The organism is Wolbachia endosymbiont (group A) of Bombylius major, assembly GCF_947251895.1.
GTDB classification, from domain to species: domain Bacteria; phylum Pseudomonadota; class Alphaproteobacteria; order Rickettsiales; family Anaplasmataceae; genus Wolbachia; species Wolbachia pipientis.
Genome location: NZ_OX366395.1, coordinates 900,228 through 917,712 on the forward strand (window position 1 = coordinate 900,228; position 17,485 = coordinate 917,712).

14 protein-coding genes and 6 pseudogenes are annotated in these 17,485 nt (G+C 34.4%); 9 read left to right on the forward strand and 11 right to left on the reverse strand.

Annotated features, from left to right (window positions below; all coding sequences use genetic code 11):
• Nucleotides 1-26 precede the first annotated feature (26 nt).
• Both OPR49_RS04250 and OPR49_RS04255 read left to right on the forward strand, forming a co-directional pair.
• The gene (locus tag OPR49_RS04250) at nt 27-359 is read left to right on the forward strand and encodes a hypothetical protein (protein WP_265026754.1); all 333 of its coding nucleotides are present in this window, start codon (nt 27-29) and stop codon (nt 357-359) included.
• A gap of 23 nt (nt 360-382) precedes the next feature.
• Nucleotides 383-1,621, forward strand: coding sequence for an IS256 family transposase (locus OPR49_RS04255; RefSeq protein WP_265026724.1), 1,239 nt, complete (start codon nt 383-385; stop codon nt 1,619-1,621).
• A gap of 38 nt (nt 1,622-1,659) precedes the next feature.
• Here OPR49_RS04255 and OPR49_RS04260 read toward each other — a convergent pair whose 3' ends face one another.
• Entirely contained in the window at nt 1,660-3,321 is a 1,662-nt protein-coding gene (locus OPR49_RS04260; RefSeq protein WP_265026755.1) for a hypothetical protein, read from the reverse strand.
• A gap of 180 nt (nt 3,322-3,501) precedes the next feature.
• Here OPR49_RS04260 and OPR49_RS04265 point away from each other — a divergent pair, with 180 nt between their 5' ends.
• The 4 genes and pseudogenes from OPR49_RS04265 (at nt 3,502) to OPR49_RS04280 (ending at nt 7,807) form a co-directional block, all read left to right on the forward strand.
• Entirely contained in the window at nt 3,502-4,779 is a 1,278-nt protein-coding gene (locus tag OPR49_RS04265; protein ID WP_265027519.1) for an adenylosuccinate synthase, read from the forward strand.
• Between the two features lie 103 nt (nt 4,780-4,882).
• A pseudogene (locus OPR49_RS04270) lies at nt 4,883-5,611 on the forward strand (IS5 family transposase).
• A 251-nt stretch (nt 5,612-5,862) separates the two neighbouring features.
• Entirely contained in the window at nt 5,863-6,645 is a 783-nt protein-coding gene (locus OPR49_RS04275) for a hypothetical protein (protein ID WP_265026756.1), read from the forward strand.
• Between the two features lie 217 nt (nt 6,646-6,862).
• Complete coding sequence (locus tag OPR49_RS04280) at nt 6,863-7,807, forward strand: IS110 family RNA-guided transposase (RefSeq protein ID WP_265026757.1); 945 nt, start codon at nt 6,863-6,865, stop codon at nt 7,805-7,807.
• A 229-nt stretch (nt 7,808-8,036) separates the two neighbouring features.
• On the opposite strand, the pseudogene OPR49_RS04285 reads toward OPR49_RS04280, so the two are convergent.
• Nucleotides 8,037-8,405: pseudogene (locus OPR49_RS04285) on the reverse strand (baseplate J/gp47 family protein); the annotation flags it as partial.
• 207 nt (nt 8,406-8,612) lie between these two features.
• On the opposite strand from OPR49_RS04285, the gene OPR49_RS04290 reads away from it, so the two are divergent.
• A complete protein-coding gene (locus OPR49_RS04290; protein ID WP_265026710.1) occupies nt 8,613-9,581 on the forward strand; it encodes a transposase in 969 nt (322 codons plus the stop codon).
• A gap of 270 nt (nt 9,582-9,851) precedes the next feature.
• Here OPR49_RS04290 and OPR49_RS04295 read toward each other — a convergent pair.
• The 9 genes and pseudogenes from OPR49_RS04295 to OPR49_RS04340 all read right to left on the reverse strand — a co-directional run.
• Nucleotides 9,852-10,037: pseudogene (locus OPR49_RS04295) on the reverse strand (baseplate assembly protein); the annotation flags it as partial.
• Nucleotides 10,038-10,039: 2 nt separating this feature from the next.
• Complete coding sequence (locus tag OPR49_RS04300; protein WP_265027520.1) at nt 10,040-10,339, reverse strand: GPW/gp25 family protein; 300 nt, start codon at nt 10,337-10,339, stop codon at nt 10,040-10,042.
• Nucleotides 10,339-11,208 (reverse strand): IS982 family transposase, encoded by an 870-nt coding sequence (locus tag OPR49_RS04305; protein ID WP_458694421.1) that lies wholly within the window; start codon nt 11,206-11,208, stop codon nt 10,339-10,341. Before OPR49_RS04305 ends, OPR49_RS04300 begins: the two co-directional genes overlap by 1 nt.
• A gap of 149 nt (nt 11,209-11,357) precedes the next feature.
• Entirely contained in the window at nt 11,358-11,666 is a 309-nt protein-coding gene (locus OPR49_RS07490; protein ID WP_320157612.1) for a PDDEXK nuclease domain-containing protein, read from the reverse strand.
• Nucleotides 11,618-12,424, reverse strand: coding sequence for a PDDEXK nuclease domain-containing protein (locus tag OPR49_RS04315; RefSeq protein WP_265026758.1), 807 nt, complete (start codon nt 12,422-12,424; stop codon nt 11,618-11,620). The genes OPR49_RS07490 and OPR49_RS04315 overlap by 49 nt, the downstream gene beginning before the upstream one ends.
• A gap of 27 nt (nt 12,425-12,451) precedes the next feature.
• Nucleotides 12,452-12,706 (reverse strand): PAAR domain-containing protein, encoded by a 255-nt coding sequence (locus tag OPR49_RS04320; RefSeq protein ID WP_265026759.1) that lies wholly within the window; start codon nt 12,704-12,706, stop codon nt 12,452-12,454.
• Nucleotides 12,707-12,709: 3 nt separating this feature from the next.
• A pseudogene (locus OPR49_RS04325) lies at nt 12,710-12,847 on the reverse strand (phage baseplate assembly protein V); the annotation flags it as partial.
• 60 nt (nt 12,848-12,907) lie between these two features.
• Nucleotides 12,908-13,713: pseudogene (locus OPR49_RS07765) on the reverse strand (IS3 family transposase); the annotation flags it as partial.
• A 33-nt stretch (nt 13,714-13,746) separates the two neighbouring features.
• Nucleotides 13,747-14,247, reverse strand: a pseudogene (locus tag OPR49_RS04340) (IS256 family transposase); the annotation flags it as partial.
• 73 nt (nt 14,248-14,320) lie between these two features.
• On the opposite strand from OPR49_RS04340, the gene OPR49_RS04345 reads away from it, so the two are divergent.
• Together OPR49_RS04345 and OPR49_RS04350 are read left to right on the forward strand one after the other, a co-directional pair.
• A complete protein-coding gene (locus tag OPR49_RS04345; RefSeq protein ID WP_265026724.1) occupies nt 14,321-15,559 on the forward strand; it encodes an IS256 family transposase in 1,239 nt (412 codons plus the stop codon).
• Between the two features lie 646 nt (nt 15,560-16,205).
• Nucleotides 16,206-17,453, forward strand: a complete 1,248-nt coding sequence (locus tag OPR49_RS04350) for a hypothetical protein (RefSeq protein ID WP_265026761.1) — start codon at nt 16,206-16,208, stop codon at nt 17,451-17,453.
• The last annotated feature ends 32 nt before the right edge of the window (nt 17,454-17,485 follow it).

Genomic DNA, 17,485 nt, shown 5'->3' on the forward strand with positions numbered 1-17,485 from the left:
GTAGCTTTGTAAGTATACAGGTAAATATGCTAGAGAAAATTAGGCAAAATATCTTTGGTCACTTTAAATACTTGCCTGCTGAAACTGAAGAACGTGCTATGTTATGTGATCTAACTAATTTTAAAAGCAACAATGACCAACTAACTAGAATAGATCAGGTATTGAATCGAGATCAACTTGAACATTTTACCAACGTTCTTGAAACACATGATGCAACGGCACGTAGTTTTTACGATGAGGTGCACTGTAAAATAGCAACCGTTGCAACCATGAACTCTAAAATATTTAAGGAGCCTACCAGTATCTTTAAGGGAATGTTCAAAAAAGTGTGTCAAACCGAAAAAAAAGTAATAAATTGATATAAAAAAATGGAGGTGTGACAATGAGTCAGAAAGTAGTAAACAGAACTAACGGATTGGTAGATTATAAAGAGTTGGAAACAAATATCCTGTCGTCTATACGAGAAGGAAGACCGTTGACAGGAAGGGAGGGAGCATTAACACCATTTATAAAAAAGCTGCTGGAAGCAAGTTTGGAAGGTGAAATAGAAAACCACTTATTAGCTGAAAGTGAAGAGAATAATCGAAGAAATGGGAGAAATGGAAAGACTTTACGGACAAGTGCCGGTTCATTTGAACTTTTGACGCCAAGGGATAGAGAAGGAAGTTTTGAGCCGCAAATAGTCAAAAAAAGGCAAACAAGCTTACATCCAGAGCTTGAAACGAAGATTTTGAGCACATTTGCCAGTGGTATGAGCTATAGAGATATAGCGTCACACGTTGAGGAAATTTATGATCACAAAATATCGGCGGCAGAGATATCAAGTATTACCGACAAATTACTGCCTATAATCAATGAATGGCGTAGTCGTCCACTGCAATCAGTATACCCGATAGTATTTATGGATGGGATGTTCTTTAAGGTCAAAGAGGATGGACATTGCGTAAGTAAATGTATGTACAATATATTGGGCATAGACCAAAATGGCAGAAAAGAAGTCCTGGGCTTTTATTTGGCTGAAAGTGAAGGAGCTAACTTTTGGTTGGGAGTGCTAAATGACCTCAAAGAAAGAGGAGTAGAAGATATTCTGATTGCATGTGTAGATGGGCTAAAAAGCTTTCCTGCAGCTATAAATAGTGCGTTTCCTAAAGCAGAAGTACAGCTATGTATAGTGCATCAGATAAGAAATTCACTAAAATATGTATCCAGCAAAGATGTGAAAGTTTTCATGAATGATTTGAAAAAAATATATCGTGCTACAAGTAAAGAAATTGCTGAAAATTACTTACTTGAGCTGGAAGAAAAATGGGGAGAAAAGTATCCTTTAGTTATAAAATCGTGGCAGAACAATTGGGAAAATTTATCTGGTTATTTCAAGTATTCTAGCCCAGTTAGAAGGCTAATTTACACCACAAATCCAATTGAGGGGCTGCACAGACAGATCAGAAAATTCACTAAAACCAAGGGCTCATTTACCAGCACAAATGCCTTGTATAAACAGGTATATTGTGCTATAAAGAAGGTAGAGCAAAAATGGACTATGGCTCTGCCTAATTGGGCTTTAACTATGTCTCAACTTGATATTTTCTTTCCAGATAGATTGAAAATTGAGTTGAACTAAAAATGCGCTTTGACACACTTTTTTGAACATTCCCATCTTTAAAGTAAATGTTCATGTGATTCCACAGATAATTTCTGTTTTTTGATTCTATCTGTCCATTTATCATTTTCTATATCTTGTTTGTTGGTTGCTCTTTTTTCTTGCTCAACAATTGCCTTATCTACCTTCTGATAAATTGCATCAATTGCATTAATTGCATTTTTTTCTTTGTATACTTCGCTTTTCCCTTCAATAATTAACTTAATAAAAGTATTTACAACAGACTGCACTTGATTATGATTAATATGGCCTCTTATCAAAGAAGGTAAAGAGCCTAATTCCATTATATGTTGACCTATGTTATTATCTATACCTTCTGTATGCATTAACATTTCATCATCAAACTCTTTCAATACTTCTGATGCTATTTTACCTTGAAAGGAAAGCCCTAAATTATCTGCTACTTCACTTATTAATAACTCTCTGTTTTCTTTATTATCTTCCAATTTAGCATAATCACTCAATAGATCCATAACTGTAGATACTCTGACTTCAACAAGATCATTAACATCTTCTAGAGCAAGTCCTAACCCCAAGAACCTCTCTCTGAGATTTTCGCTTAAAAGATTGATAAACTCTTTATTTGCATCTGATCCTGTAGTAGATATTGTACCATCTAAATAGTTACTTTGAGTACCTAAGCTATGCTCTATTTGTATTTTTGTCTCAGGTTTAAATCCTAATTTTGCACAGAATTTCTGAAAATATTCTTTAATAATGTCAAACAAGTTCTTGCCATTATCTTTATAATTTTTTAACTCTTCAGGAATAGTAAGTGACAATTTACCATCTCTGTATGTTACAAAGTCTTCACTATTGTGAGATTCAATTGTAAATTCCAATGAACTGGGCAGATTACATATCTTATCGCCATGCATAACTTGATTTTTAACAGAGAGTATTGGTAGCCTCATATCAGATCTAATTCTCACATTATTTTGGTTAGCACAATCAATGTTTATTACTTTTTTAGGATTTTCTACTATGAACGACTGTCCAAGTGCAAGTTGAGTTTGTATAAATGGAGCAGCCTCATACCCTGCTTGATTACAATTGGTGACTAGCTCTTCTAAAATAGCATCACTTGGAACTTCTGCCCCAGCGTATCTAAACATTTTTTTGAAAACTTCTTTTGCAAAGGAACGGTAATCCTTGTTTTCATCTTTCTCTGTTGGTAATAGATGGATATACCTTTGGCCAGCATTGTAAAATTCTTCAAATTCTTTCTTATATGAATCAGTTTTTTGATGATCAGTAGTTTTGGGATCTTCGCAGTGATTTTTCCACAGCTCACCCAATGCGTCACTTACAAGCTCTTTCTCAATATCTTCGAGTACTGAAGCAACAAAAGCTTTGCCACGATCCGTATCTATTTCTCTTGTTCCTTTTTTGTTAAATATTTCGTCATTATATATATCATCACTATTAAAAAGTTCGCTTCTGCGGTGCTTAGCTCCTTCCTTAAATGCAATAATAAGATTTTTATCTATTTCTTTTCCGTTAATAATAAAATTCATCCTTTGAAAATCTAAGAACATTGTTTCACCGGAATTCGCTAATTTATTATCTTGATCTGCTCTTAATTTACTAAAATTGAACTCTTTAGCTGTGGCCTTTAATCTAACTACTGGACTCTTATTATTTCGCTTTGCCTCTTTCATAATTAACACCTTGCTATAAATATGCTGTAAGTTGTATCATATAATGATGAATAATTTGGTAATATATTAAGAAAATCGACAGTATATTTCTTTATTTAAGAGGTGCAGGAAAGGCGCAGATTTCTCTTTTCATTTGTAGCGTGCTGTATTAATATTTATGTATTAATTTAGAAAATAATGATGAATAACATTGTAATTATTGGTCTGCAATGGGGTGACGAAGGCAAGGGTAAAATAGTAGATTATCTTTCTGAGAATGCAGATGTAGTTGTGAGATTTCAGGGAGGAAATAATGCAGGGCACACTATAGTAATAGATGATGAGGTTTATAAATTAAATTTACTGCCCTCTGCTGTTTTGAGAACGGGCAAAATATCTATCATAGGAAACGGTGTTGCTCTTGATTCACATGCTCTAATCTCAGAAATAGAGTCATTGAAAGTTAAAGGAGTAGACGTAAACTATAACAACTTGATGGTATCCGAGAGCTGTTCATTAATACTTAGCGTACATAAGGACAAGGAAAAGCTATTTGAAGATTTAAATGGAAATCACAAAATTGGTACAACAAACAAAGGAATAGGGCCATGTTATGAAGATAAAGTTGGCAGGAGAGCTATACGCCTTTGTGACTTAGAAAACGCAGATGAGCTCAATAAAAGAGTAGATACTCTTTTGAATTACCACAATGCTATCAGGAAAGGCCTTAACTACCAGGTGGTTAAAAAAGAAGAAATATTAAAGGAAATTCAAGAGATTTCAGAAAAAATTCTTCCATATAAAAAACCTGTATGGAAAGTATTAAATGACTTGGTGAAAGAAGGTAAGAAAATAATATTTGAAGGCGCCCAAGGTACATTTTTAGATATCGACCACGGAACTTACCCTTTTGTTACTTCAAGTAATACTGTAGCATCGCAAGCAATAACAGGCTCAGGGTTATTCTCGAATGCTAACATTATTGGTGTGGCGAAAGCTTATACAACCAGAGTAGGCAATGGCCCATTTCCTACTGAGCAGAAAAATGAAGTAGGAGATAGCTTGTTTACTATAGGTAAGGAACTTGGAACAGTGAGCAATAGAAGAAGGCGCTGCGGATGGTTTGATGCAGCTTTAGTCCGCCAGGCTGTGCAACTCTCTGGAGTTTCAAGCATTGTATTAACCAAATTAGATGTGCTTGATTCTTTTGATACAATTAAAATATGCACTGGTTACAAGTATAGCGGAAAAATGTATGATTATTTACCCGCATCGCATTCAATACAAGGGGAATTAGAGCCAATATATGAAGAGTTTCCTGGCTGGAAAGAAAACACTCAAGGTAAAAGGTCGATTAAAGCATTGCCTATCAATTTAATAAAATATATAGACAGGTTAGAAAAATTAATAGGTGTACCAATTCATCTAATCTCAACTAGTCCAAAGAGAGAGGATGTTATTAAGCTTAAAGATTTCTGAAAACGTCTTTGTATCTTAGAGCCTGTACGTAATCTCAAAAAAGAGATAAAGTGAGAGGATAAAGTATATAAAGTAGGATATGCGAAGTTTATAACCAAGTGACATAAGTCGAGAAAAGTTTGAGATTATTGTAGCAGATCTGGAATCTTGCAGAAAGAAGACAAAACCAAGAACACTTGATTTACATGATGTATTTTGTGGAGTGTTATACGTGTTAAAAAGTGGTTGCCAGTGGAGAATGGTATCAAAAGAGTTCCCAAAATGGCGCAATTGTTACGACTATTTTAAGAAGTGGAGTGAAAAACCAGATGCAAATAAAGAAAGTGTTCTGGAGCTGGTATTAAAAAAAAATAATTGCGACAAAACAATGGTCGGAAAAGCTTCTGCATAATTGATGCACAGAGTATAAAAAATGCAGATACTGCTGAAGCTATGATGCAGGCAAGAAGATTTCAGGGCCGTATTGCAGTAGATACGCAAGCATGCAATTTATACAACAACAGCAGAGATAACTGACCGTAGCAGTGCTGTGAGAATGGTCGAAAATGCAAAAGAAAACCTCTCGGGAGTTAAAAATGTACTGGTTGATGCAGGCTATACTGGAGAGAATTTTGTAACTCAAATAAAAACGATTATTGGTGCAACCGTTGAAGTGATCAAAAGAAATGAATTACGTTCCTTTGTTGTATTGCCCAAAAGATGGGTTGTGGAGCGATCTTTTGCTTGGTTAGAAAAATGTAGAAGATTGTGGAAAAATTGTGAGCGAAAACTCAATACTAGCCTACAAATGGTAGTTCTGGCTTTCACTGCCTTACTTCTGAAAAAATTATGAACAGGCTCTTACTAACTCTTATCTAATAAAAAAAATACTTGTGTAACTTCGAATAGTCTATTATGCAAGACAGCAGTATAAACATGTAGTAAGAAATGTATAATGAAAAATAAAAGCTCAAGTTTAACACTTGCAGTTATTTTTACACAATTAAGTAATCATAAAAGTTAGTGTAGGACGAGGTTGTACAGTTTGATTTCTTTTAATATATGTTAATTGGTATAATATAAATATAGTTAAGGAGGCGTATTATGACTGGAAGTTTGGCTAAGGAAGAAAAAACAGCAGAGGCAGGAAAAACAAGTAATCAGTCAGAGAATTATGATGTTGAATCAGTTATAAGGGTAGCATCATGTGCTTGGAATGCAATACATTGCTTGTTGGCATCTTATGAATACGATCTATATTCGTCATGGCTTGAATCGCATTTTACATCCCTCAAGGACCGTATCAATAAAATGGAAAAAGACAATTCTTTCACTAAGGACTCTGCTATAATAAAGTTCTGCCGCTCAATTGCAGAAAATAATAAATTATACAAAGAGTTAAAAAATTTAAATAATCTTGCTGAAAATTTTGCCAATGAAGAATTTGATTCTCAATTAGAGAAGATAATAACAGGCTTTAAACTAAAAAACCTAGAAGACAAGGTAGGCTTCTTAATGCTTTTGAAAGAAGAAAGAGACCTCACTGCTATACAGAAGGCTTATAGAGATGAGTGGAGTTTTTATGACCTAATAAACGATAGAGATTTTAAACAAACGTACATAGATAAAGCAGTAACAGAGTCTGCTAATAAGAGCTTTAAGGAAGATATAGATAAATGTATAAAGTTGGCAGAGCAGGGAAAAGAAGCTGCAAGTAAATATCTTGGAGAGAAAGGCGTAGAGCTTCGAGCTTATTACACAGAAACTGATAACACTCATAGAGTTTTGAATATCAATCTTATTAATTACAATAGAAGTGAGCCAACCAGAGTTAGTGATATTTTACAGCAAGAGAAAGATATTAAAGAATTGAATATTGTAAGTTAAAAATATGATATAAATAAAATTAAGAGGGAAAGATAACTCTACCCACTATAGAAATAGAGTTATCACGGGCATGTGCGACCGAGTGGATATTGGTATTACAACCGTATAGATCAAGGTACACTAGCCCTATCTCTCGATACGTTTGAATAGTTGCATGGGACATATGTATGCACCCGTTTACAATCTTAAATTAATTAAACTATCGAGGTTATTTATTATGATTACATCTTATCAAAATTTCATTGGAATTGATATCGGAAAATTTAAAAATGTTGCTGCAGCTCACAACCAAAGGAGCACTATCAAGTTTGACAATGATGCTACTGGTTGGCAACAGTTGTTTCAAAAATTTTCAGATATCCTACCTAATTCTCTAGTAACTTTAGAAAACACTGGAAAATATGAGCTTGGCTTAGCACATTTTCTTGTTGATAAGAATGTTGCTGTACATCGAGCTAATACTCGCAAAGTAAAAAGCTTTGTCATATCTCATGGAACTTTAGCAAAGTCTGATCAATCAGATGCAAGAGCTCTTGCTCAATATGGATATGAACGCTATAGTACTCTATCTCTATTTGTACCTATGTCAAAAGAACAAACAGCCTTAGTTGCACTTTGTCAACGACGTGATGACATTACACAAATGAGAGTTCAAGAGAAATGTAGACTGAAAACACCTGAAAACGAGCATATAAAGGAAAGTTGCCAAAAAACCATTGACTTTTTTAACGGTCAGATAAATGAGATCAATAATGCCATACAAAAAATCATTGATGAAAATCTAGAGTTACAAAAGCGCCAAAAAATACTTAGAACGGTACCGGGAATAGGTATCAAGTTATCTCAAGATTTTATATGCCTTATGCCAGAACTTGGCTACCTAAACAAAAAAGAAGTTGCAAGTCTTGCTGGAGTTGCCCCGCATCCAAAAGAAAGTGGAAAATCTATTGGTTACAGAAGTATAACAGGTGGTAGAAGTAGTGTCCGTAAAAAGCTTTTTACAGCTTCCATGGCTGCTGCAAGATCTAAATCTGCACTTGGTGCTTTTTACTCTGATCTCATTGGTAGAGGTAAAAAGAAAATGGTAGCTATAACGGCTCTAATGGGAAAAATCATAGTAATTGCAAATGCAAGACTTAAGGAAGCAATTAATATGAAATAAAAAAAACTGCATAGAAAGTAGGTTAATGAATATGTGCGCCCACACAAACTTAAAGCACATACTCATTAACCATAAAACCTAAGTAGTGGTAGCTATTTGACATAAATTCCTTTCTATATAAACTAGGGTTTTTATTGCCAAAAATACATTTTTCAATTGAACAAGAATACAAAATTATAAATAAGAGTTGTAATAAGACTAGATTCAAAAAATTTAAAAAACTTAGTTGATCTATTTCAATAATATTGCAACTTACCACTTCAATTGTATCTGTTAGAATCCTCACATCCTCCCTGTTTAGCTGATTTCTGACAATTTCTAGTAATTCTTCTGGGGGTATGCCAGTTGTGGATAATTCTGTTGATAAGATTGAAACTTGTACTTTTCCTGGTACATGTGATTCTACTAATGCATCTTTTACTCTCGTATCTGCTGATAATGCATAATACCGATAATTTCCTCCTGTTGACCAGCCAACTATCTTTGCTTTAATTCTTTTTCTGAAACGTTCGTCATCCTCTTCTTTTTCTCTTTCAACTCCGTAAAACTCAGCTAAATTATCAAGTTCTTCTCCCCTTGCAAACTTCAGTAAATTGCTTGTATCTTCAAGGAGTAGGGCATTGTAGCTAAAATGTCTTGCAGGGAAGGTGAAGCCGATAAATTACTTATGCCAAAAAGGCTGACAAAAAGATTTTGCTCCCTTCCCATATAGAGTTAAAAGACAGAACAGTATCTTTGGAATTATATCCCGTATCACAAGGTTAGTCTAACTCTCAACTTTATTTATAGTTTTGGAGGCTGGTTTATGCAAGCAAATGTTATTTTAGGTGTAGATATTGCTAAAAAAAAATTTGATGTTTGTTTATTGATAGGCAGTAAAGAGCGACATAAAGTTTTTCGCAATAACAAGGAAGGTTTTGAAAAGCTTGTAGCTTGGTGTAATAATCACGGAGCAGTCCTTATTCATCTCTGCCTAGAAGCGACTGGTTGTTACAGTGAAGATATAATTATTTTTATGTATGACCTTGGACATAATGTAAGTGTGGTAAACCCTGCTCAAATCAAGGCTTTTGGCAAAAGTGAGCTACTCAGAAACAAAACAGATAAGTCAGATGCTGCCATGATTGCTAGGTTTTGTATTGCTAATAAACCTAATCTTTGGAAACCTGCTCCTACTGAAATCAAGCGTTTAAGAGATCTCTATCGTTGTTTGCAAGCACTTAAAGACGACAAGTTACAACAGATGAATCGCTTGGAAAATAAAAATATGGATTACCGTTGTAAGCAAGCCATACTTGAAGTAGTTGCTACAATAGAAACAGAAATTTCTGCTATAGAAAAAGAGATTTGTGAGCATGTTAATAACCATTCACACCTAAAAAATATGATAGAAAACATCAAGACTGTAAAAGGTATAGGACATCTTACTGCTGTTGCTATCGTTGCAGAAATGCCATCTGTTGATAATTTTGATAATGCTAGACAATTTACAGCCTTTGCCGGTCTAAATCCTGAATATTACCAATCAGGTTCATCTGTCAGTAAAAAAAGTAGAATATGTAAAATAGGATCCGAGCGTATCCGCAAGGCTCTTTATATGCCAGCTATAGTAGTCAAAAACCGTAATCCTCACTTTCAAAAATTTTGCCAGCGTTTAGCAAATAAAAGAAAATGTTCAATGGTTATAATTGTTGCGTTAATGAGAAAACTAATGCATATATTTTTTGGTATTCTTAAAAAGAATCAACCATTCAATGGTGATTTGGTAAAATAATGTTAACAGTTATACTCAACACTTTTGAGCACTTAGTATAGAGCACCATGCCTAAAGTGTTGGTACTATAGTAGATTACATTGTATCATTTTACTTTGACTTTAAACAAAACTGCCTGGTGAATAGCTAGTGTAACTGTGTATAAGTACGCCTACACAAACTCAAAGTACTTATACACAGTTACATTGATGTATAGAAGGCTAAATTAAGTTTTTTGTTGTTTTTTATCTTTTTTAGCTAAATAATTTATTGACAGTAAAGACAGTATCTTTTTGCTGCTTCGTTTATTCTTTCTCTGAGCAAAAGTTCTCGCCATGCTGCTACCTCTAAAATCTTTATTGCTGGGTCACTTTCCACCAATCCTGTAAAACTTTTATCTCGATTTACTAACTCTTCTTTCATCCGCGAAAAGATTTCTTCGAAGTTCAGTAGTTCGATAATATTTGGCTGCTGCATCTTTATACCACAACTCCGTCAAAGCGAATTTTTTCTCCATTTGATGTATATATCCCTTCCAGGGCAATAGTGACTTTCCCTTCTTTTACTTCTGTGATTTTTACTTTCTCGAGTTTGAACCTTGTTTCCCACTTTTGTAGTGCTTCAGCTACTGCTGCATAAATTTCCAGCGTAAAATCACGATTTATTGGCCGATCTACTAATTCAAACAATCGGGAACCATACTCTCTTCTCATAACACGTGATCCAATTGGCGTGGTTAATATATCAATAATTGATTGCTTTAAACGCGAATTCTGGATTAAGGAAGGAAGAAAGAATAGGAAATAGAAGGCTTTTTGGATTTGATGGAATAGGAAATGAGAGTAGAAAAGATATGAACCAAAAAATTAACAGGGGATCTATGGCGAGTGTGTTCAATTTCTAGTCTATTTTTTAGGTAACCAAAAACAGTCTCAATGATAGACCTTTTTCTCAGTAAAATCTTCTCATTTAGCGAAATCAATGTATTTTTCATACCTTTTTTCACGTTGGTAACAAGTTTCAAACCTCGGTCAAACAGCTTCTGAAAAAGCTCTTTTGCAATATAACCTTTGTCACCAAACAAAAGGCCGATTAATTTTTCCGTCAGATTTGGCACAGGTATCCTATCATCAACATTGCCTTTTGTGAGCGTAAGTGCATAAATTTCACCATTTTCATTGATTACCATATGTAATTTGAAACCAAAAAACCAGCCGTAAGTGCTCTTGCTTAATTTTGCAATTCCAGCAAAAACTTTGTTTTTGGATATTCTTTTTGCATGACAAACTGCAATGGGAGTTGTGTCTATATATGAAATTCCAGTGTTTTCTGACTGTCCACAAAGCCAATGCAACAACATTGCTAAATGCCACAAAACCCTAGGCTTTAGAGCAACAAACCTGGTATATGAAGGTAACTTTGGAAACTCTGATTTGTAGAGCAACGTTAGGTAATGTAGATAGAAAGTTTTGAAATTTTTACACGGAGATTGTTGATATAGCAGGATTATTGTCATGATTTCGGAGTGCTCAATTTCCGTTGTTCTTGTGGGTTTTTTACCATTTGGCAGTAGTTTATCTGCAAAATTTTTCTCTATATCTCTGCAAAAATCATCGACCAAACAAAACAGTTTTGTTATATCTTCCATGGGTAACCTCATCTATTTTTTTATAACTGCTGAGTTTACCCTGTTTTCTTGCCTTTTCTATTCTCCTTTAATCCAGAATTCACGTTTTAAGTGCTCTAAGCCTTCTAATTCCTTTCCTGTTTTAGCATCCATTCCTTGCATATATTTTTTCATTTTTCATGACTTTGACCTAGTACTTTGAGTCGTTCGTATTTTTCACGCGCTATAGAGATAGCCTTTCTCAACTTCTTTTCAAGAATTTCTTTAGAAGGAAGCTGTGTTAAATACTGTGCAACATGAATATTAGAGCCTTCAAGTTCAAGGTATTCTATATCTTCTTGATCCTTATCAGCACATAAAATAATCCCTAGAGGTTTTTCTTCATCTGGTTTTCGTTCATTTTTATCTAACCAATTTAAGCATCTGTCCTTTATAAGCTGGGACCAATTTTTAGTTCTATTGCAACAAGACGTCTTAATCCTCTATGAAAAAATAGCAGGTCTAAATACCTATCAGTTGCATCAGTGCTCATCCTTTTTTGACGTGTTACAAAGCAAAAATCATTACCAAACTCTTGTAAAAATTTTATCAGTTCATCCAAAATCGTATTTTCTAGATCAGTCTCGCTATGACTTGATGGCAATTCCACAAAGTTAAGGAAGTATGGATCATGAAAAATGAATTCTGGTGCTAACGTATTTTCTTCACGTAATTGTTTGATGCTTTGTCTTATGAAGTCCTCAGGTTTTTTTGCTAGTGCTGTACGTTCATACAACATGGTATCGATTCTACTACGTAGTGCTCTAACACTCCATCTTTCAATACGACACATTTCTAAATAGTAGCTACGCTTCAAGTCATCAGAAATTGCAATAATTTCTACAAAATGTGACCAACTTAATTGTTGTGACAGTGTCGCGACAATTTCTTGATCGGGAAAAAATTTGGAAAATTGCACCATCCGAAATAATGAAGCTCTATCAAACCCACGTCCATATTTAATCTGAAATTCTTTTGCAAGTTGGAAGATGATTCGTTGGCCATAGTCTGCACGTTTGTGCTTTAAGATATCTTGATCAATTCTGAAGCCAATTTCCCAATTTAACAATACTAGAGTAGAATTGAAATGTGTAGCAAGATGATTCTTTGCTCTATCTATTAAATTACTAATATCCCCTAATAAGCTAGTAGTGATATCCATCAACGCTATTTTCAATAAAGAACCATTATAGCACAAAAACTTTCGATTTTAATGTATACACTTTTACCCCGAAAAAACATTACTACTTCCACTTACTACCTTAAAACCACATGAGGCTAAATCACCAACTCGTGCAATACCAATATCATTAACAAATACGCTGTTTGACCCTTGCGTCAGTTTCTCACCTAGAGTTAAGATATCTCCTTTTCGACACACAGATCTACCGTTTACAAAAATGTCGTTACTACCACTCATACAAACATGTGCCGGTATTCCACTGCAATAATCCCCTACACAAACGATTGCTTTACCCATATGCTAGTTTAGATCTATTCTTTTTGCTTTGAGTTTTATTCCTTTTTTTGTCATCTCTATGCTTGATTCTCCTACTTTCAACGTTATTTTATCCACTACATCTATCTTAAGATGGTGCTTTTCTTGCTCATATGATAACTGACCTTACCCAGAAAAAGTGGAGAGAAAGTTTGGAATGTTTTTTACAAAAAGAATGATGCATCAAATTGTTCTGGAGTGACGTTGTTTGTTATAAAAAATTTCTATGTATTCAAATATTGCAGTTCTAGTTTGTTGAGCAGAGTGTTGTGAAGTATCAATAAGTATTTCTCTTTTCAATGAGCTAAAGAAGCTTTCTGCAACAGAATTGTCGTAACAACAGCCTTTATTACTCATCTATATTCTTTACAGCTAAGAGATATTGATACCCTTGCGCAGTATATTGTGAACCTTGGTCACTGTGCAGCAGTAGATTTTTAACAGGTTTACGCCTATTAATGGCCATTAATAAAGAGTTCATAACCAATTGTTTATTTATTGCACTACTCATTAACTACCATACGTGAGAATTATTGCTGCCAAATATAGCCATCCCTCCTTGGTTTTGATGTAAGTAATCCCATACTTTATTTGGTTGATCAACAATAAAGTTTTGATCTAGTATATTGGGAGCTACAGCTCTATTATCTGTTTGTTGTTTTTTAATTTTAAACTTTCTTCTCAGTATAGCCCTGATGTAATTTTTCTGCATAATACTTTGCACCGTTTTCAAATTGCAACTTTTACCCAAAGCCTTCAATTCAGCATGAATTTTAGGAGCTCCATATCTACATTTAGAAACTTGATATATTTTTTGAATAGCTGCGAGTAGCTCTTTATTTGCTGATTCTCTACTGCTTATTTTTCTTGTGGTCCACTTATAGTAGCCACTAGCAGAAAATCCTACATAATTCCTGTACTTTATAGCAGTTACTATGCTCTTTTATAAAAAAATATTTTACTCTTTTTGACTGGCCAGGGCTTTTTTGGGAATGTTCAAAAAAGTGTGTCAAAGCGCATTTTTAGTTCAACTCAATTTTCAATCTATCTGGAAAGAAAATATCAAGTTGAGACATAGTTAAAGCCCAATTAGGCAGAGCCATAGTCCATTTTTGCTCTACCTTCTTTATAGCACAATATACCTGTTTATACAAGGCATTTGTGCTGGTAAATGAGCCCTTGGTTTTAGTGAATTTTCTGATCTGTCTGTGCAGCCCCTCAATTGGATTTGTGGTGTAAATTAGCCTTCTAACTGGGCTAGAATACTTGAAATAACCAGATAAATTTTCCCAATTGTTCTGCCACGATTTTATAACTAAAGGATACTTTTCTCCCCATTTTTCTTCCAGCTCAAGTAAGTAATTTTCAGCAATTTCTTTACTTGTAGCACGATATATTTTTTTCAAATCATTCATGAAAACTTTCACATCTTTGCTGGATACATATTTTAGTGAATTTCTTATCTGATGCACTATACATAGCTGTACTTCTGCTTTAGGAAACGCACTATTTATAGCTGCAGGAGGGAATGTTCAAAAAAGTGTGTCAAACCGAAAAAAAAGTAATAAATTGATATAAAAAAATGGAGGTGTGACAATGAGTCAGAAAGTAGTAAACAGAACTAACGGATTGGTAGATTATAAAGAGTTGGAAACAAATATCCTGTCGTCTATACGAGAAGGAAGACCGTTGACAGGAAGGGAGGGAGCATTAACACCATTTATAAAAAAGCTGCTGGAGGCAAGTTTGGAAGGTGAAATAGAAAACCACTTATTAGCTGAAAGTGAAGAGAATAATCGAAGAAATGGGAGAAATGGAAAGACTTTACGGACAAGTGCCGGTTCATTTGAACTTTTGACGCCAAGGGATAGAGAAGGAAGTTTTGAGCCGCAAATAGTCAAAAAAAGGCAAACAAGCTTACATCCAGAGCTTGAAACGAAGATTTTGAGCACATTTGCCAGTGGTATGAGCTATAGAGATATAGCGTCACACGTTGAGGAAATTTATGATCACAAAATATCGGCGGCAGAGATATCAAGTATTACCGACAAATTACTGCCTATAATCAATGAATGGCGTAGTCGTCCACTGCAATCAGTATACCCGATAGTATTTATGGATGGGATGTTCTTTAAGGTCAAAGAGGATGGACATTGCGTAAGTAAATGTATGTACAATATATTGGGCATAGACCAAAATGGCAGAAAAGAAGTCCTGGGCTTTTATTTGGCTGAAAGTGAAGGAGCTAACTTTTGGTTGGGAGTGCTAAATGACCTCAAAGAAAGAGGAGTAGAAGATATTCTGATTGCATGTGTAGATGGGCTAAAAAGCTTTCCTGCAGCTATAAATAGTGCGTTTCCTAAAGCAGAAGTACAGCTATGTATAGTGCATCAGATAAGAAATTCACTAAAATATGTATCCAGCAAAGATGTGAAAGTTTTCATGAATGATTTGAAAAAAATATATCGTGCTACAAGTAAAGAAATTGCTGAAAATTACTTACTTGAGCTGGAAGAAAAATGGGGAGAAAAGTATCCTTTAGTTATAAAATCGTGGCAGAACAATTGGGAAAATTTATCTGGTTATTTCAAGTATTCTAGCCCAGTTAGAAGGCTAATTTACACCACAAATCCAATTGAGGGGCTACACAGACAGATCAGAAAATTCACTAAAACCAAGGGCTCATTTACCAGCACAAATGCCTTGTATAAACAGGTATATTGTGCTATAAAGAAGGTAGAGCAAAAATGGACTATGGCTCTGCCTAATTGGGCTTTAACTATGTCTCAACTTGATATTTTCTTTCCAGATAGATTGAAAATTGAGTTGAACTAAAAATGCGCTTTGACACACTTTTTTGAACATTCCCTTGGTAGAACATTTTAAAAAAGTATCTAATTTAGCACCACAAAAATTTTAATTATTTACTCCTTCCAAAATCGCAAAAAAGTACCTACCTTCGTGAGAACAATTTAAATAAAAGCGGCGTTGTGAAAATAAAAGTGTGAAATTTTTGCAACAAAATTAGGTAAATTAGTTCATATTTAAATATGGTGAAAGTAGGCTAATATAGCTAGTTTTGTGGTATAGTAGAATTATTATAAAGATAAAGTTCGCACAGAACAAGCGGTAGACCAATCCATCCCAAAACAAACTCTTCTCACGTCTCTTGATTTTGAGTGCTGAAAATGGCTATCTTACTTGAGATCTTAATAATATATTTTACTAAATTAATATTAGTTTATTTTAGAATAATAATTAAGATAAACTTATAAAAAACAGAATTTAAAATAAACAAAACGTCATGTATCTCTCATATTAAGAGGCTTTTGTTGAGAGTTATTCAAGTCTAAAAAATTTTTCAAGTTGATGATTGACAAAACTTAGAAACGGGATATCTTACTAGAAATGGTACCAAGTTACTGTAGTGTATGTTAAACGTAACAGTTTCCATTTTTTTTCCATTCATAGAGAGGTGATCATGCTGCGTTCAGATATTCCAAAAGTTTTGTTTTCGTCTATTAAAGAGGATGATCCCTATAGAGCATCTAAGCTTTTTCAAATTGAACGCTGGTGCTATGCAAATTGGCGTTTACATCAAAAAAGCGGCAAGAAAGGACGTAATTTTCTTGCACAAGTGCTGTCTAGTAAGGATTGTTGGAAAAAAGTAGACAATTTACACGGAGTTAAGCTTGATAGGCAAGTGGTAGGCAAAAAGTTGATTGCGCCAGATTCAGGTAATCTCTTTGATAAGTATGACATTGCCTGTCGGTGCTGTTTAGAAGAAGATATTATTGCTTTATTTGAGGAAAGAAAAAAAAGCCTATCGGCTCAAGGTAAGAGCAGTCTGTTGGAGTATGAGCACTTAGTTAGGTGTTGCGGGTCTGGTCTTTTAGCGCAGTTTTGGTCACATTTTGTTAGTGGTTATGTCTCTAAGCTAAATTTAGATGGTCGTCATCTATACGAATATGGACTTAAATGTGCTATAGATTTTAAACAAGTACAGGCAGTTGAATTTTTCTGGAATAAAATAAAGTTATTACCTGAAAGTGAGATGGGTGCACAGAAAAAGGATGAGATCTTGATGAAAACAGCGGTATATGCAGCAGGTAGTCGTTGTAATAGTTATCCTGAGATATTCGAGTTTTGTTTTAGTCAAATAAGTCCTGATAAATATCCAGAACTTCTAAAAAGAGACTTAGCTGAAAATGGTTATTATGGTAGTCTAAACACGCTACAGGGTGCACTTCGCTTTGATCAATTTCAAGCATTGTTTGACTATTTGAAGCCAAGTAATGTTTCAGAAGATAAATATCTTGTCTGGCTACACCATATAAAAACAGAGAACAGCTCATATTATGCTGGTGAAGGTGCAAAGCTTTTTATGCATATGTGGAGAAAGGAGGGGTTTGATAGCCATCGTACTTATGTGCTGAAGGAAGAAGTTTGTAATAGATCTTGCTTTCTTGTTACAAGTTTATTAGTACCTTGGGTAAATCAAAATTACATGGAACCGGTATGGGCAATATTAGATAAGGCTAATTCTGATCAAATCAAGGAGTTTATGGATTCTAGACAAGCAGAGTATATACGATCTGTGTTAGAGAAAAGAGATATTAATTCGTTAAATAAATTTCTAGCATATGGAAAGTCTAGATCTGAAGAGCCTGCTAGCTTAACTGAGGTTGAATTAAGCAAGGCATGTGAGCAATTAGAGTTGGGTAATTAAGAGGTATTATAGGGCAATTCTATAAAGCAGGT

Excerpts from the sequence above, each read along its gene's own strand:
- OPR49_RS04250 (WP_265026754.1), top strand. The coding sequence starts at position 27 with ATGCTAGAGAAAATTAGGCAAAATATCTTTGGTCACTTTAAATACTTG.
- OPR49_RS04255 (WP_265026724.1), top strand. The coding sequence starts at position 383 with ATGAGTCAGAAAGTAGTAAACAGAACTAACGGATTGGTAGATTATAAA.
- OPR49_RS04260 (WP_265026755.1), bottom strand. The coding sequence starts at position 3,321 with ATGAAAGAGGCAAAGCGAAATAATAAGAGTCCAGTAGTTAGATTAAAG.
- OPR49_RS04265 (WP_265027519.1), top strand. The coding sequence starts at position 3,502 with ATGAATAACATTGTAATTATTGGTCTGCAATGGGGTGACGAAGGCAAG.
- OPR49_RS04275 (WP_265026756.1), top strand. The coding sequence starts at position 5,863 with ATGACTGGAAGTTTGGCTAAGGAAGAAAAAACAGCAGAGGCAGGAAAA.
- OPR49_RS04280 (WP_265026757.1), top strand. The coding sequence starts at position 6,863 with ATGATTACATCTTATCAAAATTTCATTGGAATTGATATCGGAAAATTT.
- OPR49_RS04290 (WP_265026710.1), top strand. The coding sequence starts at position 8,613 with ATGCAAGCAAATGTTATTTTAGGTGTAGATATTGCTAAAAAAAAATTT.
- OPR49_RS04305 (WP_458694421.1), bottom strand. The coding sequence starts at position 11,208 with ATGGAAGATATAACAAAACTGTTTTGTTTGGTCGATGATTTTTGCAGA.
- OPR49_RS04320 (WP_265026759.1), bottom strand. The coding sequence starts at position 12,706 with ATGGGTAAAGCAATCGTTTGTGTAGGGGATTATTGCAGTGGAATACCG.
- OPR49_RS04345 (WP_265026724.1), top strand. The coding sequence starts at position 14,321 with ATGAGTCAGAAAGTAGTAAACAGAACTAACGGATTGGTAGATTATAAA.
- OPR49_RS04350 (WP_265026761.1), top strand. The coding sequence starts at position 16,206 with ATGCTGCGTTCAGATATTCCAAAAGTTTTGTTTTCGTCTATTAAAGAG.